This window comes from Ruegeria sp. YTSA168 (assembly GCF_059610045.1).
This window is the reverse complement of record NZ_JBXWMW010000001.1, coordinates 681,607-701,620: the sequence shown is the minus strand read 5'-3', so window position 1 is coordinate 701,620 and position 20,014 is coordinate 681,607. Positions and strand designations below refer to the sequence as shown.

The 20,014-nt window shown below is 60.1% G+C and carries 24 protein-coding genes, 1 tRNA gene and 1 riboswitch; of the genes, 6 read left to right on the top strand and 19 right to left on the bottom strand.

Going from position 1 to position 20,014, the window contains the following annotated elements:
• Window positions 1–18: 18 nt before the first annotated feature.
• The 6 genes from cobF to cbiE are packed head-to-tail and all read right to left on the bottom strand — an operon-like array spanning window position 19 to window position 5,150.
• Window positions 19–768 (bottom strand): precorrin-6A synthase (deacetylating), encoded by a 750-nt coding sequence (gene cobF, locus AC2FFE_RS03545; RefSeq protein WP_496845851.1) that lies wholly within the window; start codon window positions 766–768, stop codon window positions 19–21.
• Complete coding sequence (gene cobA, locus AC2FFE_RS03540) at window positions 761–1,489, bottom strand: uroporphyrinogen-III C-methyltransferase (protein WP_496819416.1); 729 nt, start codon at window positions 1,487–1,489, stop codon at window positions 761–763. Before cobA ends, cobF begins: the two co-directional genes overlap by 8 nt.
• Window positions 1,486–2,802, bottom strand: a complete 1,317-nt coding sequence (locus tag AC2FFE_RS03535) for a cobyrinic acid a,c-diamide synthase CobB (protein WP_496819415.1) — start codon at window positions 2,800–2,802, stop codon at window positions 1,486–1,488. The genes cobA and AC2FFE_RS03535 overlap by 4 nt, the downstream gene beginning before the upstream one ends.
• Window positions 2,795–3,589 carry a precorrin-4 C(11)-methyltransferase gene (gene cobM, locus AC2FFE_RS03530; RefSeq protein ID WP_496819414.1) on the bottom strand — a complete coding sequence of 265 codons (795 nt, stop codon included), beginning with the start codon at window positions 3,587–3,589 and terminating at the stop codon, window positions 2,795–2,797. The genes AC2FFE_RS03535 and cobM overlap by 8 nt, the downstream gene beginning before the upstream one ends.
• The gene (locus AC2FFE_RS03525) at window positions 3,586–3,954 is read right to left on the bottom strand and encodes a cobalamin biosynthesis protein (protein WP_496819413.1); all 369 of its coding nucleotides are present in this window, start codon (window positions 3,952–3,954) and stop codon (window positions 3,586–3,588) included. Before AC2FFE_RS03525 ends, cobM begins: the two co-directional genes overlap by 4 nt.
• Window positions 3,951–5,150 (bottom strand): precorrin-6y C5,15-methyltransferase (decarboxylating) subunit CbiE, encoded by a 1,200-nt coding sequence (cbiE, locus tag AC2FFE_RS03520; protein ID WP_496845850.1) that lies wholly within the window; start codon window positions 5,148–5,150, stop codon window positions 3,951–3,953. Before cbiE ends, AC2FFE_RS03525 begins: the two co-directional genes overlap by 4 nt.
• On the opposite strand from cbiE, the gene AC2FFE_RS03515 reads away from it, so the two are divergent.
• Window positions 5,149–5,880: a cobalt-precorrin-6A reductase gene (locus AC2FFE_RS03515; RefSeq protein WP_496845849.1), complete on the top strand. Its 732-nt coding sequence runs from the start codon at window positions 5,149–5,151 to the stop codon at window positions 5,878–5,880. The genes cbiE and AC2FFE_RS03515 overlap by 2 nt on opposite strands.
• Here the strand turns inward: AC2FFE_RS03515 and cobJ are convergent.
• From cobJ to AC2FFE_RS03475, 8 genes are all read right to left on the bottom strand, one after another.
• Window positions 5,871–6,635: a precorrin-3B C(17)-methyltransferase gene (gene cobJ / locus AC2FFE_RS03510; RefSeq protein WP_496845848.1), complete on the bottom strand. Its 765-nt coding sequence runs from the start codon at window positions 6,633–6,635 to the stop codon at window positions 5,871–5,873. The genes AC2FFE_RS03515 and cobJ overlap by 10 nt on opposite strands.
• Entirely contained in the window at window positions 6,632–7,360 is a 729-nt protein-coding gene (locus AC2FFE_RS03505) for a precorrin-2 C(20)-methyltransferase (RefSeq protein WP_496819409.1), read from the bottom strand. The genes cobJ and AC2FFE_RS03505 overlap by 4 nt, the downstream gene beginning before the upstream one ends.
• Window positions 7,357–7,986 (bottom strand): precorrin-8X methylmutase, encoded by a 630-nt coding sequence (locus AC2FFE_RS03500; RefSeq protein WP_496819408.1) that lies wholly within the window; start codon window positions 7,984–7,986, stop codon window positions 7,357–7,359. The genes AC2FFE_RS03505 and AC2FFE_RS03500 overlap by 4 nt, the downstream gene beginning before the upstream one ends.
• Window positions 7,986–9,113 (bottom strand): precorrin-3B synthase, encoded by a 1,128-nt coding sequence (cobG, locus tag AC2FFE_RS03495; RefSeq protein WP_496845847.1) that lies wholly within the window; start codon window positions 9,111–9,113, stop codon window positions 7,986–7,988. Before cobG ends, AC2FFE_RS03500 begins: the two co-directional genes overlap by 1 nt.
• The gene (gene cobN / locus AC2FFE_RS03490) at window positions 9,110–12,403 is read right to left on the bottom strand and encodes a cobaltochelatase subunit CobN (protein ID WP_496845846.1); all 3,294 of its coding nucleotides are present in this window, start codon (window positions 12,401–12,403) and stop codon (window positions 9,110–9,112) included. Before cobN ends, cobG begins: the two co-directional genes overlap by 4 nt.
• 5 nt (window positions 12,404–12,408) lie before the next feature.
• Window positions 12,409–13,464: a cobalamin biosynthesis protein CobW gene (gene cobW, locus AC2FFE_RS03485; protein WP_496845845.1), complete on the bottom strand. Its 1,056-nt coding sequence runs from the start codon at window positions 13,462–13,464 to the stop codon at window positions 12,409–12,411.
• A 3-nt stretch (window positions 13,465–13,467) separates the two neighbouring features.
• Window positions 13,468–13,842 (bottom strand): DUF1636 family protein, encoded by a 375-nt coding sequence (locus AC2FFE_RS03480; RefSeq protein WP_496819404.1) that lies wholly within the window; start codon window positions 13,840–13,842, stop codon window positions 13,468–13,470.
• Window positions 13,843–13,925: 83 nt separating this feature from the next.
• Window positions 13,926–14,131: riboswitch (cobalamin riboswitch) on the bottom strand.
• Window positions 14,132–14,368: 237 nt separating this feature from the next.
• Window positions 14,369–14,452, bottom strand: a tRNA-Tyr gene (locus AC2FFE_RS03475).
• Between the two features lie 116 nt (window positions 14,453–14,568).
• Between AC2FFE_RS03475 and rlmB the strand changes: the two genes are divergently transcribed.
• The 4 genes from rlmB (at window position 14,569) to AC2FFE_RS03455 (ending at window position 16,864) form a co-directional block, all read left to right on the top strand.
• On the top strand, window positions 14,569–15,342 hold the full coding sequence (gene rlmB / locus AC2FFE_RS03470) for a 23S rRNA (guanosine(2251)-2'-O)-methyltransferase RlmB (protein WP_496819403.1): 774 nt from the start codon (window positions 14,569–14,571) through the stop codon (window positions 15,340–15,342).
• The gene (locus AC2FFE_RS03465) at window positions 15,323–15,637 is read left to right on the top strand and encodes a hypothetical protein (RefSeq protein WP_496819559.1); all 315 of its coding nucleotides are present in this window, start codon (window positions 15,323–15,325) and stop codon (window positions 15,635–15,637) included. The genes rlmB and AC2FFE_RS03465 overlap by 20 nt, the downstream gene beginning before the upstream one ends.
• A 105-nt stretch (window positions 15,638–15,742) precedes the next feature.
• Complete coding sequence (locus tag AC2FFE_RS03460) at window positions 15,743–16,195, top strand: YHS domain-containing (seleno)protein (protein ID WP_496819402.1); 453 nt, start codon at window positions 15,743–15,745, stop codon at window positions 16,193–16,195.
• A gap of 198 nt (window positions 16,196–16,393) precedes the next feature.
• Window positions 16,394–16,864 (top strand): CoA-binding protein, encoded by a 471-nt coding sequence (locus tag AC2FFE_RS03455; RefSeq protein WP_496845844.1) that lies wholly within the window; start codon window positions 16,394–16,396, stop codon window positions 16,862–16,864.
• 2 nt (window positions 16,865–16,866) lie between these two features.
• On the opposite strand, the gene AC2FFE_RS03450 is transcribed toward AC2FFE_RS03455, so the two are convergent.
• The 4 genes from AC2FFE_RS03450 to hisF all read right to left on the bottom strand — a co-directional run bounded on the left by AC2FFE_RS03450 (window position 16,867) and on the right by hisF (window position 18,978).
• On the bottom strand, window positions 16,867–17,433 hold the full coding sequence (locus AC2FFE_RS03450; RefSeq protein ID WP_496845843.1) for a hypothetical protein: 567 nt from the start codon (window positions 17,431–17,433) through the stop codon (window positions 16,867–16,869).
• Between the two features lie 65 nt (window positions 17,434–17,498).
• A complete protein-coding gene (locus AC2FFE_RS03445) occupies window positions 17,499–17,807 on the bottom strand; it encodes a phosphoribosyl-ATP diphosphatase (RefSeq protein WP_496845897.1) in 309 nt (102 codons plus the stop codon).
• The gene (locus AC2FFE_RS03440) at window positions 17,801–18,217 is read right to left on the bottom strand and encodes a hypothetical protein (protein ID WP_496845842.1); all 417 of its coding nucleotides are present in this window, start codon (window positions 18,215–18,217) and stop codon (window positions 17,801–17,803) included. Before AC2FFE_RS03440 ends, AC2FFE_RS03445 begins: the two co-directional genes overlap by 7 nt.
• Window positions 18,217–18,978: an imidazole glycerol phosphate synthase subunit HisF gene (gene hisF, locus AC2FFE_RS03435; RefSeq protein ID WP_496845841.1), complete on the bottom strand. Its 762-nt coding sequence runs from the start codon at window positions 18,976–18,978 to the stop codon at window positions 18,217–18,219. Before hisF ends, AC2FFE_RS03440 begins: the two co-directional genes overlap by 1 nt.
• Before the next feature lie 120 nt (window positions 18,979–19,098).
• Here hisF and AC2FFE_RS03430 point away from each other — a divergent pair, with 120 nt between their 5' ends.
• Window positions 19,099–19,545, top strand: a complete 447-nt coding sequence (locus AC2FFE_RS03430) for a DUF302 domain-containing protein (RefSeq protein WP_496819398.1) — start codon at window positions 19,099–19,101, stop codon at window positions 19,543–19,545.
• A gap of 3 nt (window positions 19,546–19,548) precedes the next feature.
• Here the strand turns inward: AC2FFE_RS03430 and AC2FFE_RS03425 are convergent, their stop codons facing one another.
• Window positions 19,549–20,013, bottom strand: a complete 465-nt coding sequence (locus AC2FFE_RS03425; protein ID WP_496845840.1) for a DUF2867 domain-containing protein — start codon at window positions 20,011–20,013, stop codon at window positions 19,549–19,551.
• Window position 20,014 lies beyond the last annotated feature (1 nt).

Sequence of the window (20,014 nt, the reverse complement as noted above, 5' to 3'; positions counted from 1 at the left end):
CTTCGAGGAGGCGTGCACTCACATTACCGTGTGGATTTTTTGCAGCAGATAGATGTCCATGATCCAGCCGTGATTGGCGCGGGCCTTGGCGCGAGTGTCCAATATCTGTTGGGCAACGTCGATCAGCGGACCATGGATCAGGATTTCCTCTTTCATCCCGACATAAGCGCCCCACCAGATGTCAAAATCCGCCATTTCAAGGCTTTGGAATGAGCATTCCCCATCCAACATCACGGCAACTTTTGAAGCATCCGCAGGCCAGCCTTCATCACGCAAGCGCCGGCCGGTTGTGACCACATAAGGTGTGCCAATATCATTGATCGGGATCGCATGCGCGGCGGTCAGGGCTTGTAGAGCGGTGATCCCCGGGATGACTCGTTTGCGGGGCTGCGGGTGCAATCGGGCTGCGATGCGCAGAGAACTGTCATAGAGCGATGGGTCGCCCCAGATCAGCAGCGCCACTTTGGTTGCATCCGGGTACTCTGCTATGGCTGCCTGCCAGCGCAATGCAATGGCGTCATGCCAGTCGTCGACACCTTGCAGATATCCCTCATCCGAGCGGCGCTTGGGGATGTCGAAATAGGCGATTTGAGGCGGCGTTTCACAAGCCTTTGCGATGATCTCTTCCCGCACCCCGGCCAGATCGGCCTTGTTGTCGCCTTTGCGTGGGATCAGTATCAGATCGGCCTCTCGCATCGCTTGCATACCCTGCAGGGTCACATGATCGGGGTTGCCGGTGCCGATACCGATCAGCGTCAATTCAAGCATCCTCGAACTCCGCCAACGGGCCATAGAGGATCAGCGCCGGGGCCGTTCCGACCTCGGATTTCAGCTTGTCGGCCAATGCGCCGATGGTCGAGCGATGAAGGACCTGATCCGGGGTCGAAACGGATTCCGCAAGCAACGCAGGCGTCTCCAACGGCAAACCATGAGCATGCAGCGCGTCGACCAGCAAGGGAAAGGTGCGCTTGCCCATGAATACAACCGTTGTGGCCAGCCCATCGGCCAGGGCAGGCAGGTTCAGGTCCTCGGGCAACTGCCCGCTTACATCGTGGCCGGTAACAAACTGCACCCGGCGTGCAGTCAGGCGGCGGGTCAGGGGAATACCGGCCGAGGCAGCCGCTGCAACAGCAGAGGGGATGCCCGGTATGATCTCATAATCGATCCCGGCCTCGCGCAACGCCACCAGTTCTTCTTCCAACCGACCAAACAACCCGCCATCCCCGGATTTCAGTCGCACAACACGCTGCCCTGTCTGGGCATATTCGACCAGCAAGCGGCTGACATGGTTCTGCTTGGGCGATGGGCGACCAGCGCGCTTTCCGACCCCAACCAAATCTGCATCTTCGCGCGCATGGCTCAGGATCGGGCCGCTGCTCAGGTCATCAAACAACACAGCATCGGCCTTCTGTAGCCGGTCTACGGCCTTGAGTGTCAGCAGTTCCGGATCACCGGGACCGGAGCCGATGAACGAGACAAAACCACTCATGCCGAAGCCTCGGCGATCAAGTGAAAGAACGTGCCGGTGACATTGCCGCGCACCGATCCGGTTTGAGGGCCTTCCGTGCCTTCGGCATCAAAGACGCGCGCCAGCGGAGCATCGGGTTGGTCGACGATCGAGGAATAGTGGAATTCATGCCCGCGCAGGGCGGTGCCTGTGGCTAGCCCGGGCATCGGCGCTAGCAATTCGGCCCGGCGATAACCCAGATTGAACTTGCGCTTCTCATAGGAGGTGACCAGCCCAAGCAGCCCGGCCATCCTGTGCCGTGTGCCGTCCTTGTCGATCAATCCTTCGCCCAAAGCCATGTACCCGCCGCATTCGCCGTGAACCGGTTTGGTTTCGGCGTGGCGGCGCAATCCGGTTAGAAACCTGTCAGCAGCAGCCAACTTGCCCGCATGCAGCTCGGGGTATCCGCCCGGCAACCAGACCAGATCGGCATCCGCGGCCGGGGCCTCATCTGCCAAAGGAGAGAACGGCAGCACCTCGGCCCCAGCCGCCCGCCAGCCCTCCAGCAAATGTGGGTAGGTAAAGGAAAATGCCGCGTCCTGGGCCAATGCAATCCGCTGGGCTGGGGGGCGCGGCAGCGCGGCTGACGATGGCCCAGCCGGGCCTGAGGAGGCCGCCCGCTTGATCGCCTCCAAATCCACATGCTCACGCAGGAATGCTGCATAGCCCACAATGGCGCTTTCCAGATCGGGATGCTCAACAGCTTGGATCAAACCCAGATGCCGTTCGGGCAGGGCCAGATCACCGCGTCGCGGCAACACGCCTAAAACCGGCAGACCTGCGCGTTCCATCCCCAGTCGCGTCAATCGCTCATGCCGGGGGCTGGCGCAGCGGTTCAGGATCACGCCTGCAAAGGGCAGATCGGGATTGTACATCTTGAAACCAAGGGCAGTGGCTGCGGCCGATTGCGCCTGACCGCCGACATCCAGTACCAGAACCACCGGCCAACCCATTCGCTGCGCCGTCTCGGCACTTGACCCATGCCCCGTTTCTCCAGACTTGGCCACGCCGTCAAACAAGCCCATCGAACCTTCGGCGACGACAATATCCGCCCCGTCCGCCTGAGCAGAGATCGCATTCAGCAGCGGATCACCCATCGCCCAACTGTCGAGGTTGAACGAGGCCCGCCCCGCCGCTGCCCGGTGAAAGGCCGGGTCGATGTAGTCGGGGCCGCTTTTGAATGGCTGTACGGTCAACCCATCCTCGGCCAATGCCCGCAACAGGCCAAGCATGACAGTGGTCTTCCCGGTTCCCGAAGACGGGGCCGAGATCAGTATGCCCGGAGGATTAGTCATCGCCGTGCTCCCAGCTGGACCATGGGCTATCCGCACTTTGTGGGCGATATCGACGGTCATAAGTCTTTGAATATAGACAGCTTTCGTCAAACCCTTCGCCTGCCAACGCGGGTCCGACCATGATCAGAGCGGTGCGCGAAATGCTTTCGTCCAGCGCATCCTTCAGGGTGTCCAACGTCGCGCGGATGATCCGCTCGTCCGGCCAACTGGCGCGATAGACAACGGCCACGGGGCAATCGGCACCATAGGCTGGGGTCAAATCCGCGATGACCTTGTCCAAATTGCCGATCGACAAGTGAATGGCCAGCGTGGCGCCGGTACGCGCGAAGTTACTCAGCGTCTCACCTTCGGGCATTGACGAAGCCCGCCCCGGCGTCCGCGTCAGAACCACTGATTGTGCCAGGCCGGGCAGGGTTAGTTCGGTCCCCAAAGCCGCGGCAGCTGCGGCAAAAGACGGAACGCCGGGGGTGACGCTTATCGGAATGCCCATCTCCTTCAAGCGGCGGATCTGTTCCCCCATAGCCGACCAGACCGACAGGTCGCCGGAATGCAAACGGGCCACGTCCTGACCTGCCTGATGAGCGGCATCAATCTCGGCCATGATCTGATCCAGGTCCATCGGCGCGGTGTTCACGATCTTCGCGCCTTCGGGGCAATAGGTCAGGATCTCTTCAGGCACCAGCGAGCCCGCATAAAGGCAAACGGGGCAAGAGGCGATGATATCGCGCCCGCGCAGGGTCAACAGGTCGGCGGCACCCGGTCCGGCGCCAATGAAATGAACGGTCATATCTGTCCTCCGATGGCGATGGCACAGGTGGCCAGCCGGTCGTCTGATATCTGTCTGGGTGTAAGCAGCCGCGCGCCGTATCCGGCAGCGGCCAATGCGGATGCTTCTGCCACGCTGCCGGTGCCATAGCTGGCACGGCTGCGGGGTGAACATGTCAGGGTGCGTTGATCGGCCAGGTTCGCAGGGGCAACCAGGTGCAACGGCAAACCGATGGTTGCAGCAAACCCCGCCAAAGCGGCATGGCCATCTTTGTCAGCGACCGTGGCCAACGCGTCCACCATGTGGCCAGAGGCCGCCAGATCATAGGCCGCCGTTAAGCTGTCCACTGTGGCGGCGCTGGAAAACCCAAGACCGGCGATGATCATAGGGTCGCACTCCACTGCACCACCGGATAGGCAGATTTCCATCCGCGTCGGGGTCCCAGCGGGCCCGCCTGCGCTAATTCTATCCGCAGCAAATCCCCGCCAAGGGTTTCGTGCCACTGCGCCAACAAGGCCTCGCTTTCCAGCGTCACGGCATTGGCGACAAGCCGCGTGCCCGCTTTCAGGTGGTCGCGCAACCAGATCAGCAAGGCCTCGGACAAGCCGCCGCCGATGAATACAACGTCTGGATCAGCCAAGCCTGACAACGCCTCAGGTGCGGTGCCATGAATGACATCCAGACGATCCTGCCCCAATGTATCCGCATTGCGACGAATGCGGTCCGCGCGCTCTGCCAGCGGCTCAATCGAAGTTGCGGTCAGCGTCGGGTCGCACATCAGCCATTCGATGCTGATGGAACCGGTGCCGCCACCGATATCCCACAGGTGCTCGCCCCTTTGCGGTGCCAGCGCGGACAAAGTCAAAGCGCGGATGGGACGTTTGGTGATCTGACCATCGGTTTCAAAAATGTCGTCCGGCTTGCCGGAGGCTTTGGGGAAGGACAGGCCGGGGCCGGTAACCTCAAGCCCGACGCAGACGGGATGATCGAAGGTGCCCAGCAGGGCTTGGGTCAGCGAAACCGTCTGCGTGTTTTCGCGCGGTCCGCCAAGGGCTTGCATCACGTGCAGTGCGCTGTCGGCAAAACCGGTCTCTGTCAGATAGGTCGCCAGTTCGGCCACTGCCTTACCGTCGCGCAGCAGCAGGATCGCGCGCAGCCCCGGCGCCAGATGAGGGCGCAACCGGGTCAGGGGCGCGGCATGCAGCCCAAAGGTCAGTGTGGTTTCCAACGGCCAACCCAATCGGGCAGCGGCCAGTGAAAAGGTGGATTGACCGGGCAGGGCGGTCCATTCGCCCGCGTCAAAGGTCCGGGCAATGACCGAACCGGCCCCGAACCAGAACGGATCGCCTGAGGCCAGTACAACCGTGGGTCGCCCGCGCAGGTCGGTTAGCACGGGTATTCCGTCGGCAAACGGCGTGGGCCATTCGATCCGCTTGGCCTGAGTTTCCGGGATCAGCGACAGATGACGGGGCGGGCCCATGACGATTTCGGCCCGATCCAGGGCTTGACGACTTGCAGGCGACAGGCCATCCAGTCCATTCTCACCCAATCCCAAAATGGTCAGCCACGGAGCTTCATGCATGCCCAAACTCCTGCTTCTTGGCGGCACAACAGAGGCCAACGCGCTGGCCCGCAGCCTTGCCGAACGGGGGACGAATGCAATCTACTCTTATGCCGGGCGCGTGGACAATCCGCGTCAGCAGCCGCTGCCGGTTCGCGTGGGTGGGTTCGGCGGTGTTGATGGGCTGACCGGATACATCCGCGACACCGCGATCACGCATGTTGTGGACGCAACGCACCCCTTCGCAGCGAAGATGAGCACCAACGCCATCGCTGCGTGCAAAGTGGCGGATGTTCCGCTTGCCACTTTGACCCGACCTGCCTGGAGCCCGCAAGAGGGCGATCGCTGGCAACATGTGCCGGATATCCCGGCAGCTGTTGCGGCGCTTGACGGCCCCGTTCGGCGTGTGTTTCTGGCTGTGGGTCGAATGCATTTGCAGGATTTCGCGGCCCAACCCCAACATCACTATTTGTTGCGATTGGTCGATGAACCGGAAACTGTGCCGCTGCCCAACGCCGAAATTGTGGTCTCGCGCGGGCCGTTCACCGTTGAGGGCGACCTTGCATTGATGAAGCGCCACGGCATCGAACTGGTTGTTTCCAAGAACGCGGGCGGCACGGGTGCACGCGCCAAGCTGGATGCTGCGCGGGCGCTGGGCGTACAGGTCCTGATGATTGACCGTCCCAGCCTTCCGCCTCGGCGGGGGCTGGTTTCGGTGGACCAGGTTTTGGACTGGCTTGATCATCCCTGACCCTCGGCCAAAGTGAACCTTGGTGTGTAGACAATCGGCGATCCGTCCCGCTCGATCACGCGGGTCAAGGATGAACCGACGATCACAACCGTCTGCATATCGGCCATTTCAGGGATCGCTTCGGCCAATGTCGAAATCTGGATTGCCTCATCTGCGCGAGACACGGCGCGGGCGAACAGGATCAACCGTTTTGGCTCACATTCCTCGCGCAGGATTTCCAGCGTCTTTACAAACCCTTCCGGGCGAGACTTCGAGCGGGGGTTATAGAACGCCATGGCGAAATCGCCTTGCGCAGCCAGACGTAGCCGCTTTTCGATCAGCGACCAAGGTTTAAGGTTATCACTCAGGTTGATGGCGCAAAAATCATGCCCCAGCGGAGCACCGGCGCGGGCCGAAGCGGCCAACATGGCCGTAATGCCCGGCAACACGTCGACAGGAATGTCGCGCCACTCAACGGGGCCGTTTTCCATCGCCTCGAACACGGCGGCGGCCATGGCAAATACGCCGGGGTCTCCGGACGAGACCACAACAACCCGTTTTCCGTCGGATGCCATTTGGAGCGCATGCTGAGAGCGGTCGATTTCAACGCGATTGTCGCTGGCATGCAGGGTTAGTCCTGCACGCTCTGCCACACGGGCAACATAAGGGATGTAACCGACTACATCCGTGGCCTCGGCCAGGGCTGCAGTAACCTCGGGCGTCACTAGCGCTTCATCCCCGGGTCCGAGCCCGGCGATCTTGACCCAACCGCTCATGGCCGCCGTCCCTGACCATGAACGATGATGATCGAGAAATAGGGCGTGATCTCTTCACAATCATCGGAAAGTTTGCAGACCCGCTGATTGGGCATCTGGGCGTATTCCACGATCCAGGCGCGGTCGTACAGGCCTGCGGTTTTCAAGGCGCGTTTGACCTTTTCGATATTGCGCCCGATCTTCATAACGACCAACGCGTCGGTTTGCTCCATACGACGGGCCAGATCATCTTCGGGCAATGTTCCCATCAGAACAGTCAGGACGTCATCGCCCCAGGTGATCGGGTCGCCCGTTGCGGTCCAGGCCCCGGACATGCCAGTGATGGCGGGCACGACATCAACTTGAGCCTCACCGCGCAAGCGGCTGTAAAGATGCATGAAAGAGCCGTAGAAAAACGGATCACCCTCACACAGAACTACGACATCTTCGCCTGTGTCTGCCAGGCTTTTCAGATGCGCGGCGCAATCCTCGTAAAACGCAGCAAGCAGGGCATTGTAGCGCGGATCAGACAGCGGAATCTCCGTGGTGACGGGGTATTCCATCGGAAACTCCGTCGCGTTGCCGGGGATCATCCCGTCCACGATCTTGCGCGCCTGACCGTTGCGGCCCGGCTTGCGAAAGAACGCCACGTGGCGCGCGTTGCGCAACAGGCGGTCAGCCCGGACGCTCATCAGATCCGGATCGCCGGGGCCGAGGCCCACGCCATATATCGTGCCTGCGCTCATTCCGCCCGGCTCGCAATCGCGTTGATCGCCGCAACAGTAATCGCGCTGCCGCCCAGCCGACCTTTGACGATGCAGGACGGCACAGGCTGCGCTTCCCACAGGGCATCTTTCGATTCCACTGCGCCGACAAAGCCCACGGGGCAGCCGATGATGGCGGCGGGCCGAGGGCAATCGGGGTCTTCCAGCATGTTCAGTATGTGAAACAATGCCGTTGGGGCATTGCCGATCGCGACCAGCGCACCTTCCAGATGTGGGCGCCAGAGTTCCAGCGCAGCGGCAGAGCGCGTGTTGCTCATCTCCGCAGCCAAAGGGCGAACGCGGTCGTCATGTAGGGTACAGATCACCTCATTCTCGGCGGGCAGGCGGAAACGGGTCACGCCCTCGCTGACCATACGCGCATCGCACAGGATCGGCGCACCAGCTTCCAGCGCGGTGCGCGCGGCGGCTACAAAACCGGGAGAGAAATGCACGAACTCTTCCAGCCCAACCATACCGGCGGCATGGATCATGCGGACGGCGACCTGTTCCTCGTCAGCGTCAAACCGGGCCAGATCGGCTTCGGACCGGATGGTGGCAAAGCTTTGTTTGTAGATTGCCGCGCCATTGGTTTCGTATTCATAGGGCATCAGGTGAAGTCCATGGTGGTAAGAGTTTCTTCGGTCAGGCCGTGCTGGAAAGGCTCATCCCCCGCGCAGCCGTGTTTGACAAGATCAAATCGTCCGGTGTTGCCGACCAACGTGATGTCGGCAGAGGCCATCCGAGCGCACCCTTTGGCACAGCCAGACACATGTAAGCTGCCGGGAATGCGGGGGGCCAAGGCGCGGGCGATGTCTCGGGTTTCCACCTGCGCTTGCGGGCAGTATGGCGCGCCGGGGCAGGCGTCGGTGGTCCTCAGCGGGTCGGTGCCGTCTGTCACAAACTCTGGGGCGGGTATCGCCGCCCCGCCTTCCAACAGGAACAACCGCCACGGGGTAACGCGCAGGGCCGCCGCACCTGAGGTGATGATCAAATCGGCAAGCGCGCGTGCGGGCAATTGTCCAAACGCCGCGCCGTAGACGGATCCGAGGTCGCAGCTGCCAGGCTGGATCGCCTCGCCGACGGCTCCCGGGGTGGTGCCGCTCCAATCCTTTGGCAGGTCCGTTTCGGTGATCAGCCGCGCCATGCGGCGGGTGCCGAGGCTATGGTTTTCGGCAAACCATTCTGCCAGCGCGATCAGATGGTTGATGGCATCCGTTTCGGTCACGGGGCGGCCGCTTTCACTGCCATTCGCGCGCAGGATCAGGCCACTGGGGCTTGTCTCCAGCCGAATATCGGCGGAATCCGCCGCCAGCAATCGGGAGGGGCCGGTGTCGATCGCAAAGCCGAACTTCGCAGGCAGTGAGGGCAATTCCCCCAGCCGGTCCATCAGTTCTTGTGTCAGCCGTGCGGTCAGATCGCCTGCCTGATATAGGGGCGAGACTAGAATATTGCGGCGCACTTCGATCCCGGGTTCCGCATCCAGCAGGTCCAAAGCAGCAAGCCCGTGCAGCAGCTTTTGGTGATCGGCCTCCGCCACCCCGCGCAACTGAAGGTTGGCGCGGTTGGTCAAGTCGATTGTACCGTTTCCGTAGTGTTCGGACAGGTCACACAGGCCCAAGATCTGATCTTGTTCTAGACGCGCCAGTCGGGGCCGCACCCGCACCACCAGCCCGTCGCCGGACATCATCGGGCGATGCGCACCGGGACACCAACCCTGCACGACCGGGGCGCTCACCCCAGCCCCTCCAGATCCGCGCGGATCGAATTCCGACGGGTGTCCCAAAGCCCCGCCTCCAACAGCGCGCGGAACCGGTCTTGCATGGCCTGATGGGCCTGCGGATTGGCCTGTTGTAGAAAGGCATTCACATCTGCGTCGCCCAGCGTGGCATCATGATAGAGGTCGAATAGGTGTGGCGCGACCGTACCGGATAGATGCGCAAATGACGCCATGTGATCCAGCGTCGCGGCGATTTCGGCCGCGCCCCGGAACCCATGCCGTTGCATGCCTGCGATCCAACTCGGATTGGCGGCACGGGCATGAACGACGCGGCTGATTTCCTCAGGCAATGTGCGTGCATGCGGCTTGTCCGGGTTGGTGTTGTCCAGATGATAAAGCTGCGCTTTGCCACCGGTCACTTTCTTGGCGGCGGCGAACCCCGCCTCATGCGTGGCGTAGTCGTTGGCCAGAAGCAGGTCTGTCTCTGTCAGGTCCTGCAGGTGCACGAAACTGTCGGCGTTGGCCACGCGCTGCAGGATGCCGTCTTTGTCCTGAGCGATATGCTCGCCTTCCAGCGCAAAAGAGCTGGCCTGCAACCACGCCTCGCCAGCCTGAGCGCGGGCTTCATCTGTGTAAATCTCAGACAGCTCGGTCATGTTAACACCATAGCTACCAGGGGCGGGGCCAAAAACACGTGCCGCTACGGGCTGCCCGGCATAGGGGTTCCAGTCCTGTGCCTCATCGCGGTCTGACAACGCGCGAACAGCTTGACCATACAACGCCGAAAGCGTTGGGAATACATCACGAAACAGGCCCGACACGCGTAGCGTGACGTCCAGACGCGGGCGGCTAAGATCGGTGATTGGCAGTACTTCGATGCCCGAAACACGTTCGGACCCCTTGTCCCAGACCGGTTTGACGCCCAGCAGGTGCAACGCCATGGCAAATTCTTCCCCGGCGGTGCGCATGGTGGCCGAACCCCAGAGGTCAATGATCAAACCTTTGGGGTAGTCGCCTTCCTCTTGCAAATGGCGCCGCACCAGTTCCTCTGCCAGTTTCACACCCTGTGTATAGGCCGCGCGGGTCGGCACCGAGCGCGGGTCAGTGGTGAAGAGGTTCCGCCCTGTCGGCAGAACGTCGGAACGTCCGCGATAAGGGGAACCGGACGGCCCGGCCTCGATCCGTTTGCCAGCCAGCGCATCCAGCAAGGCGTTGCGTTCTGCGCGGGCCGAGGGCGCGGGATCGAAGTTGCCCGTTACCTTGGGCGCGCGGCCATAGATATGCAGCCCGTCGCCGAACTGGCTTTCCTTGATGTCGCAGACGAACCGGTCGATACGGGTGATCGCTTCTGCCGTACAGGTGGCTTGATCGAGACCAAGGTCGCTTTCAAGTCCGATGGCCTGCGCTTCGTCGCGGATATCTTCTTGCAACCGGTCTCGGCGCTTGGGGTCCAGCCCGTCGGCGTTTGAGAACTCATCAAGCAGCGATTCCAGCCGGACCATCCGATCCGGTGTGCCACTCTCTTTCATTGGGGGCGGGATATGGCCCAGCGTGACAGCCCCGATCCGGCGTTTGGCCTGTGCAGCCTCGCCCGGGTCGTTGACGATGAAGGGGTAGATTACGGGCAGATCACGGATCAGCGCCTCGGGCCAGCACTCGCCAGACAGGGCGACCGACTTGCCGGGCAGCCATTCCAGCGTGCCATGGGCCCCGATATGGATCAGGGCATCCGCGCCTAGCCCTTTGCGCAGCCACAAATAAAACGCGACGTAGCTGTGGCGCGGGGTGCGCGACAGGTTGTGATAATCGTCATCGCGCAGCTCGGGCGTGCCGCGTTCAGGTTGCAGCGCGACCAACACCTTGCCCCGCCGCAAGGCGGTGAAATTGAAGGCGCCATCGGTAAAGGTCGGGTCGTCCTCTGGCTTGCCCCAGACCGTTTGAAGGTCGGTTTGTAGGTTCTCGGGCAGTTCGGCCAATGCTGCCAGGTAGTCCTGCAGTGGCCATGACATCCGAGCGTTCAGCAGCGTTGCTGCAATCGGCTCGGCAGGGGCGGTATCATATCCTTCGTCTTGCAGGTCTGACAACATTGCCTCGGCTGAAGCCAGCGCATCCAAACCCACTGCATGCGCCATCTGCCAATCCTTGCCAGGGTAGGTAGACAGCACCAGCGCAGGCGTCTGATCGGTTTTGGGTGTGCCATGCAGGTTCAGCCAACCTGAGACGCGGTCGATAATCGCTTCGATCCGCTCAGGTTCAGCTCGGTGGGCAAAGCGCGAGTATTCAAGATGCGGATCGCGCCTGCCCGGTTCCTTGAACGAGGCAATGCCCGCGGAAATCCTCCCATCCACCTCGGGCAGCACCACATGCATGGCGAGGTCGGCAGGCGATAGGCCACGTTCCGCCTCGGCCCAGGCTTTGCGGCGTGAGGTGGCCAGCGCCACTTGAAACACCGGGACATTCGCAACGTCGAGCGGCGAGCTGCCCGATGCACCTTTGCCCGAGAAAGATGTCGCGTTGATGATAGCGGACGGGGCCAAGGCAACCACTTGTTCACGCAGCCAGTCGGCGGCAGCCGGAGCCTTGAGCGAAGGGGCGAACAGGCCCACCGCCTCAAAGCCTCGCGCGCGGATGCTGCGGATCAGGGCCGCGACAGGGGCGGTGTCGGCTGAGGTCAGATAGGCGCGATAGAACGTCACGAGGATGCGTTTGGCATCGCCTTCGAACGCGGTATCCACCGGGATTACGCCACGATCCGGGCACCATGCACCGCATTCGGGAATTGTCTTTGCACCCATCACCGGCCCGGCATAAAGCCCCGCCGCCAATGCCATCTGTGCCAGCGCAGCCTGCGCCGCGACCTCACCGCCTGTATCGCAAAGATGCGCCAAGCGGCGCAGGGTTGAGACGGGCAGGGTGGAATAGTCATCCAACCGTGTGTCTTCGCGCCCGTCTGCGGGCAAAACGGCCACTGCGATTCCCTTGGTCTGTGCCAACGCCAGAACCTGCTGCACCCCATAGGACCAATAGGGTACCCCGCCGATCAGGCGGATCAGGATGCCCTTTGCACCTTCAAGCGTCTGTTCGACATAGGTATCGACAGACAGCGGATGCTTTAGCGCAGTCAGGTTTGCCAGCCGCAGGGTCGGCATCCGACCCTCGGGCCCACCACCGCGATGCCAGCCTGCCGCGAAAGCGCCAAGGTCGCTATCGGAAAACGACAACACCACCAGATCGGCCGGGCTTTGGCCCAGATCGAATGGGGTCTCGGATTCCTCTAACCCGTGGCTTTCGCGGAAGACAACGTGCATGTGGCTTACTCGGCAGCCTCGGTCACGCCCACAAGAATATCGCGGATCGCGGCCTCTTTGATGTCATCATGCTCGGCAATAACCACCATGCGCGAGCGGCGGTCTTCGCCGGGTTCCCACGGACGGTCATATTGATGGCGAACACGCGCGCCGACGGCTTGCACCAGCAGGCGCATGGGTTTGCCCAGAACAGCGGCATAGCCTTTGACGCGCAGGATGTTCAACTCTGTCGCCAGACGTTCGATCTTGGTGACCAGATCAAGTGGATCAGACTGTTCGGGCAACTCGACAATGATGCTTTCGAAATCGTCATGTTCGTGGTCATGATGGCCGTCGTGATGCGAGGGTCGCGCATCCATGTCATCCTCGGCAGCGGCCTCCAGGCCCAGCACAACGCGCACATCCACGACACCTTCGGCGACTTCGACCACAGGCAGCGGGCGCGGCGCTTCGGCGGCGATGATTGCTTTGGCCTTTGCCACGCCTTCGGGACCGGCCAGATCCGGTTTGGTCAGCAGGATTATATCGGCGCAGGATATCTGATCCTCGAATACTTCTGACAGCGGGGTTTCATGGTCAATCGAGTCATCCGCCAAGCGCTGGGCATCCACGGCCTCGACATTCGGCGCAAAGCGACCAGCGGCGACAGCCTCGGCATCCGCTAGAGCGATTACGCCATCCACCGTGATTTTAGACCGGATATCTGGCCAATCAAACGCTTTCAGCAGTGGTTTGGGCAGGGCCAGACCGCTGGTTTCGATCAGAATATGTTCAGGGCGCGGCTCTAGCGCCATCAGCGCCTCGATGGTCGGGATAAAATCGTCAGCCACGGTGCAGCAGATGCAGCCGTTCGCCAGCTCCATGATGTTCTCTGCCGGGCAATCCGGGATGGCGCAGGATTTCAGGATATCGCCATCGACACCGACATCACCGAATTCATTGACCACAACGGCCAGGCGTTTGCCCTGCGGGTTCTGCATCAGATGCTTGACCAGCGTGGTTTTGCCCGAGCCCAGAAAGCCGGTGATGACAGTGACGGGAAGTTTTTCGAGAGTAGACATGGGTCAAGCTCCAATCGGGGGAATACGGGCCGCACAGTTTTTGCGGAAATGTTCAGGACGTTCGCGCCATTTGACCAAACCATCGTCAGTGGCCAAATACTTGGTCACACCTTCGATGATCGTTTCGACATGGTCGGTTTCGTTGAGGTTTTCGTAGACAAAAGTCCAACGCGCGGGTCCCCCACGCAGCACGATGGAACAGCCCTGATCGCAATTTGACAGGCATTCCACAGGCTTTAGGTCGATCCCGTCTGGCACGCCGGCCTGTTCCAGCGCCTTGTGCAGCAAGGCACCAGGGCGCTGGGTGTCGTCTTCGATCGCCAGGCCACGGCGGCATGTCGTGCAGACCAGCAGTTCAACTGGTGCGGCTTTATTCATCTCTCTCATCCCCCTTAGTCAAATCTGGGGGACGGGGTTTCATGTGGGCCGATCCAAGCCCCACACCGGAACACCCCGTCCGGTTTCATCTTCGGGCGCTGGCAGGTCTCCCGGCTTGCGGATGTCAGGGTGTATACCCTGTCGGATGTCCCGCCTTCCCAGCCTTTGGCCAGTGGCTTTGGGCACCCTCTCCGGTCACGGTCGCGGGGGCGGCTGCGTTTGGCGGTAAACCCGTTGACGCATTCCCTTTTCATCCTCTTACGAGGACACCAACGGATCGGACATGCGGCACTGATACGGTGCTTGTCAAGCGTGTCGCCGACAACCGCAACGCCGGGTGCAGAAAAACGACCTGTGGCGGTCGTTGGGCGGCATGTCAGGGCTTAGCCTGCGGCTTTCGAAAGGTTTGACAGCGATCACTTCACTGAACCAAATGTTTGACGAATAACTAGACTGCCATTCATAACAGCAGACACGGGCCATTGGCGGGTGCGTTTTGCTCTGGTATCTGGAAGCTTTGTGAGAGTGGTGGGCGACCCTGGAATCGAACCAGGCGTGCGTCTCCGCGAGGGAGTTACAGTCCCCTGCCACACCTTGCGGCCTGTCGCCCACTGTCAGGCGTTGCACCTGACGTGGAGGCGTGATTACTAGCGCACCAAAGGAGCGTCAACAGGAAAATACGGCTTTGACGCAGGAAAGCGAATTCACGGCCCGGAGGCCCTCAGAATGAAAAAACCCAAGTGGGTTGTCGAAAAGGAACAGGCGCGAAAAGCGGCGGCCGCCGAGACGGTTTGGCTGTTTGGTTTGCACGCCGTGCGCGACGCCTTGATGAACCCCAAACGCCAAAAACTGCGCCTGATTGTAACGCGAAATGCGCAGGACAAACTGGTTGAAGCCATTGAATTTGCGGGGATTGAGGCCGAGATGGTTGACCCGCGAAAATTCAATGCCCCAATTGACGCGGGTTCTGTGCATCAGGGCGCGGCACTTGAAGTTAAGCCCCTGGAGTGGGGCGGTTTGGCCGAGAACTGCATCGGACGGGAACACCCCCGCGTGATCCTGCTGGACCGTGTAACGGACCCGCATAACGTAGGTGCGATTCTGCGGTCAGCCGAAGTGCTGGGTGCAAGCGCGGTGATCGGAACCCGGCATCATTCTGCCCCTGAAACCGGGGCACTGGCAAAAACCGCCAGCGGCGCATTGGAACGCCAGCCTTATCTGAGGGTGCGCAATCTGGCCGATGCCATAACCGAGCTTCAGTCGATGGGGTTTCTGGTGCTCGGTCTGGATGGCGAAGCGGATGAAACTATTGAAATTGCCCTTGGGGATCAAAGGGATCGACCTGTGGCACTGGTATTGGGTGCTGAAGGGCCAGGATTGCGGCAAAAAACCAAGGAAACCGTCGACCAATTGGTGAAAATTGACGCATCGGGGGGATTTGGATCACTGAACGTCTCAAATGCTGCTGCAATCGCCCTATATGCCTCTCGGCACCATTAGCGAGGAGAGTACTATTTCCGGACCGTCCAAAATCGCCACCTGCTGCTACTGCGGTACACGGGCTGCCCTGGTTCTGACAGGACAGAACCGGCATGAGCTGAGTTGTTCCAACTGCGGCGCACCGCTGCACGATCTTAAGAAACTGCCGAAGCACAAGGTTCAGAAATCAAGGCCTGACCAGGTCGCGATAAGTCATGCGGCGTCTCCGAAATCGCGAAAAAAGAAGAAGAAAAAGAGCACGCTTTATCGTGTTCTGGATGAGGCCTGGGATGTCATAGAAGACATCTTTGACTAAGGGCTGCTCCGCACTCGCAAGGATGTTCACATCCACGTCAACTGGGGTTTCACAGCCGCCCAAAAGTTGCATCTTAGTCGCTCGATTCTTTGTCACGGGACCCAGATGCAAAACCGCCGTTTCCTATTCGGTATACTGACAGCCATCGCCCTTGCGCCCGTCGCTTGGGCGCAGGACAAGCCTGTCTATTATGCGACCGAAGGGGCCGCGATGGCGGGGTATGATCCGGTGTCCTATTTCGACAGTGCTGCACCGGTTCGGGGTGAGCCGAGCATTGCTGTCATGTGGAAAGGGGCCCAGTGGCATTTTGCGTCACAGGAAAATCGCGAGCGGTTTGAAAGTAACCCGCGCGCCTTTGCACCTCAGTTCGGGGGCTATTGTTCCTATGCGATGGCAAATGGGGTTCTAAAAAGCACTGACCCCATGGCATGGCAGGTCGTGGATGGGCGTTTGTATCTCACTCATTCCCCAGCAGTTGAACGGATGTGGGAACAGGACAGAGCGGCGAATATTCATCTGGCCGAGGAAAATTGGCCCGTCATTCTGTACGAAGACTAGCCGATTGTCCGTATTTTGTGAAAAGTCATCACAAAAATGAGCGCATGGTCTTTTTTTTTACCAGATCATGCCTAAATGTCACAGTGACCGCGGAACGGAACTGCCGCGGGTCATTTCACTGTCCCTCGTTCCAACAACTGGCGCCCAAGGCTTCTTGGGCGCTTTTTTCTTTTTTGCGGCTATGATTAGGATGCAACCATGGCAAACTACTCTGACGCGCATCTGAAAACCATCCTGCAACGCACCAAAACCATCGCGGTAGTTGGGGTGTCGATGAACCCGGTGCGGCCCAGCTATTATGTGGCGCGGTATCTTTCCTTGAAGGGATATACTGTGATCCCCGTCAACCCGGGCCATGCTGGCAAGGACTTGTTCGGTCAAACGGTGCGTAGCGCCCTGTCCGAGATTTCTGAACCTGTCGATATGGTTGATATCTTCCGACGTTCCGAGGCTGTTCCGCCCATCGTCGACGAAGCGCTGGAGGTATTCCCCAAGCTTCGGACCATCTGGATGCAGATCGGGGTCAAGCATCCTCAGGCCGCTGAAACGGCGCAGGCCCGTGGTGTGGATGTGGTGATGAATCGATGCCCGAAGATCGAATATCAGCGCCTGTTTGGCGAACTGCGCATGGGTGGGTTCAGCACCGGTATCATCTCATCCAAGCTGTAAGCCTAGTTTGCAACATAGGGTTTCAGCCGTGCCACCTGCGCCTGACGCCGTTTTTCCAGAACAACATCGCGCGGAACCCAGTCATATCGGCTGTCGTCTGACAGCGGTGACCAGAACAAAACCCCGCCATAGCGCCAGGGATCCAGCACAACACCTTCGTACATCGAGCCTCCGGCGCGGCTGATGATCGCCGTGCTGTGGTCGATGCGGAAAGGGTTGTCGGCATTGGCGATGGCGCGGTGCAACGCAAGCGTTTCGAAGTTTTCCTGCTTTAACCGGCGCTCGATATCTTCGGCCCAATGCCAACACAGCCCGCGTGGGCGCAGCCCCTGATTGACCTTTGTATTGTGGATCAGCGGGGGGTCGGTGATCTGATATTCCTGCACCAGTTGCGCGGTGTAGGAATAGGCGATCCGGGCGGCGCGGTTGGCCTCTTCCGGGTCAATGTCGGGGCCTAATGCCCGGATTTCGGTCGCAAGGCGCTGAACCTCATCGCCGGTCTCCGGGGGAGGGGTGGCACAAGCCGCCAAATTCACAAGGGCCAGAACAAAGGCCAAAGCTCTGATCATTCCGAGTTCCCCTATTGAGCCTTCCGAAGGATCATAAGCCGGGGGTGCGCAGATCGGAACCCTGCTTAGCGGGCGGCCTTTTCTGCGATGCCGCTGGTGCCTTGTCGCCGTTCGAGTTCAGCGAGCACATCATCCAGCGCAACATCGCGCGCGGCCAGCATCACCAACAGGTGGTATAGTACATCTGCCGCTTCGGAGGTTAGCCGATCCTTGTCGCCTTTGACGGCTTCGATGATCGCCTCAACGGCTTCTTCCCCGAATTTCTCGGCGCATTTCTCCGGGCCCTTGGCCAGCAGTTTGGCGGTCCAGCTGCTGTCCGGGTCTGCGTCCTTTCGGGCTGCAATTGTCTTCTCAAGATCGAATAACGTCATGATGAGTGCAATTCCTTGAGCCTGCTGTCTTTCATTACCATGGCATCGACCATTGCCCACAACTCATCCGAAAAACTTGAGCCTAAAACGTCCTCGCGGTTGAGGCAGGTAAACAGATCGTTGTTTTTGCAATATTCATCATCCCAATCCTGCAATGAGAACCCTTCCGAATGCCAGTAAATCCAAACTCCCCAACGTGAATCGCTTTGTGCTCCGTCCGACCAATCGCCTACATAAACCTTGATGTGTGAAGGATGATTGGACGAGACTTCCGAAAAGTCTACCGAAAACCACCCGATAAACTCTTCTTTCCAAATCAGTTCCCCGACGGCTCGGGTTGAGGCCTGCCGGCAGCAATCGCAATGTGTTCGTTCGGTTTCCAGTTCAACGACACTGATGTCTTCCCACTGCACTATATCAACCTCATCGGAATACCCGCAGCGGCCATATGTTCTTTGGCCTCGCGGATGGTGTATTCGCCGAAATGGAAGATCGAGGCCGCCAGAACCGCGCTTGCACCACCCTCGGTCACGCCTTCGACCAGATGGTCGAGATTACCAACACCGCCGCTGGCGATCACCGGCACGTCCACCGCGTCACTGATCGCTCGGGTCAGGGGCAGGTTGAATCCGGCCTTGGTGCCATCACGGTCCATAGACGTCAGCAGGATTTCCCCTGCACCTTTGGCTACAACCGTCTTGGCGAACTCGACCGCATCGATCCCGGTAGGTTTGCGTCCGCCATGGGTGAAAATCTCCCATTTCCCCGGGCTTACGGTTTTGGCGTCGATGGCACAGACGATGCACTGACTACCAAACTGGTCCGCGGCCTCTGCGATCACATCCGGGTTGGCGACGGCGGCCGAGTTGAAGCTGACTTTATCAGCTCCCGCCAGCAGCAGGGCGCGCACGTCGTCCTTGGTGCGCACGCCTCCACCCACGGTCAGGGGTACGAAGCATTGTTCGGCAGTGCGCCGGACCACATCGAACATCGTGCCGCGGTTTTCATGCGTCGCGTGGATGTCCAGAAAACAGATCTCGTCCGCGCCTGCGGCGTCATAGGCTTTGGCCGATTCCACCGGATCGCCCGCATCGCGCAGGCCCACGAAATTCACGCCTTTGACCACACGGCCATCGGCAACATCCAGACAGGGTATGATGCGGGTCTTGAGCATGAACCTTCCTTTGTTTGGCGCACCTCTACCGGCAAAGCCCCGCCGATGCCAGACTTGTGATTGTGATCTGCGGCGAAGCCATGGAAATTAGGTGTGAAATTCAGCAAAAGGACGACTGCGATGAGACATCTTCTTCTGGCATCAGTTTTCACAATCGGAGGCGCTCTGACCGCCATGGCTGACGATATTATCAAGATTCAAACCGAAAAATCCGTGGCCGAAGCGCTGGATGCACTGGAAGCCGCCGTGGGCAATGCGGGCGCAACCGTTTTTGCGCGGATTGACCACGCGGCAGGGGCCGAGAAGGTGGGCACGCCGATCCCACCCAACCAAGTGTTGATTTTCGGGAACCCCGCTCTGGGCACACCCGCGATGCAGATCGATCCTCGTGCTGGACTGTTCCTGCCATTGAAGGTTCAGGCCTATCAAGATGCAGAGGGTCAGGTCTGGTTGGCCTATGAGGACCCGAAAGAAACGATGGACGAGTTGGACGACGTCGAAAACGCGCCCGTTGTCGAGAAAATGCGCGGGGCGCTGGCCAAACTGACTGCGGCGGCGGCTGGTTAAGCCCTAGGCGCTTGCGCGACTGACGCGTGCAAGCGCGTTTCTGGCGATCAGGATGTGGAAGGGCAGGATTGCGGCCAGGTACAAGCGTCCGCCCAGATTGTGCCGGTGAACCCAGGTCGCCAGCGAGATGCGGCCGTTCTCAGACAAGACAGAAACACGAAAATCCAGATGGCGGTCGTTGAAGCCTGCGATCACCTCGGTCTCATCATCGTGTTCAACTGGAAATATCCCAACTTTATCCATTGCGCTCGGCCCAGTGGTGCTGAGTCCGAACGGCGCCACCAATAACCCGCGCAATCGAACAAGCGCCATGGCCCATGCCGGAAAGCTGGTGATGATTTCTGCTGCCTGGCGTGGTGATAAATCCGACGCGACGCTGAAACAGTCCAGGAAATCACCCTGTTTGAGTCGTTTATGAAGCAAGCTTCGGGCTGATAGTGCCGAGCGTTTGACAGCGGAATGGAACATC

Coding starts and splice junctions, on each gene's coding strand:
- AC2FFE_RS03515 (WP_496845849.1), top strand. CDS start 5,149: ATGCCCAAACTCCTGCTTCTTGGCGGCACAACAGAGGCCAACGCGCTG.
- AC2FFE_RS03500 (WP_496819408.1), bottom strand. CDS start 7,986: ATGCCCTATGAATACGAAACCAATGGCGCGGCAATCTACAAACAAAGC.
- cobN (WP_496845846.1), bottom strand. CDS start 12,403: ATGCACGTTGTCTTCCGCGAAAGCCACGGGTTAGAGGAATCCGAGACC.
- AC2FFE_RS03455 (WP_496845844.1), top strand. CDS start 16,394: ATGGCAAACTACTCTGACGCGCATCTGAAAACCATCCTGCAACGCACC.
- cobW (WP_496845845.1), bottom strand. CDS start 13,464: ATGTCTACTCTCGAAAAACTTCCCGTCACTGTCATCACCGGCTTTCTG.
- AC2FFE_RS03430 (WP_496819398.1), top strand. CDS start 19,099: ATGAGACATCTTCTTCTGGCATCAGTTTTCACAATCGGAGGCGCTCTG.
- AC2FFE_RS03465 (WP_496819559.1), top strand. CDS start 15,323: ATGCCTCTCGGCACCATTAGCGAGGAGAGTACTATTTCCGGACCGTCC.
- AC2FFE_RS03450 (WP_496845843.1), bottom strand. CDS start 17,433: ATGATCAGAGCTTTGGCCTTTGTTCTGGCCCTTGTGAATTTGGCGGCT.
- rlmB (WP_496819403.1), top strand. CDS start 14,569: ATGAAAAAACCCAAGTGGGTTGTCGAAAAGGAACAGGCGCGAAAAGCG.
- AC2FFE_RS03460 (WP_496819402.1), top strand. CDS start 15,743: ATGCAAAACCGCCGTTTCCTATTCGGTATACTGACAGCCATCGCCCTT.
- AC2FFE_RS03425 (WP_496845840.1), bottom strand. CDS start 20,013: ATGTTCCATTCCGCTGTCAAACGCTCGGCACTATCAGCCCGAAGCTTG.
- hisF (WP_496845841.1), bottom strand. CDS start 18,978: ATGCTCAAGACCCGCATCATACCCTGTCTGGATGTTGCCGATGGCCGT.
- AC2FFE_RS03480 (WP_496819404.1), bottom strand. CDS start 13,842: ATGAATAAAGCCGCACCAGTTGAACTGCTGGTCTGCACGACATGCCGC.
- AC2FFE_RS03535 (WP_496819415.1), bottom strand. CDS start 2,802: ATGACTAATCCTCCGGGCATACTGATCTCGGCCCCGTCTTCGGGAACC.
- AC2FFE_RS03505 (WP_496819409.1), bottom strand. CDS start 7,360: ATGAGCGCAGGCACGATATATGGCGTGGGCCTCGGCCCCGGCGATCCG.
- AC2FFE_RS03525 (WP_496819413.1), bottom strand. CDS start 3,954: ATGATCATCGCCGGTCTTGGGTTTTCCAGCGCCGCCACAGTGGACAGC.
- cbiE (WP_496845850.1), bottom strand. CDS start 5,150: ATGCATGAAGCTCCGTGGCTGACCATTTTGGGATTGGGTGAGAATGGA.
- cobF (WP_496845851.1), bottom strand. CDS start 768: ATGCTTGAATTGACGCTGATCGGTATCGGCACCGGCAACCCCGATCAT.
- cobA (WP_496819416.1), bottom strand. CDS start 1,489: ATGAGTGGTTTTGTCTCGTTCATCGGCTCCGGTCCCGGTGATCCGGAA.
- cobM (WP_496819414.1), bottom strand. CDS start 3,589: ATGACCGTTCATTTCATTGGCGCCGGACCGGGTGCCGCCGACCTGTTG.
- cobJ (WP_496845848.1), bottom strand. CDS start 6,635: ATGAGCGGTTGGGTCAAGATCGCCGGGCTCGGACCCGGGGATGAAGCG.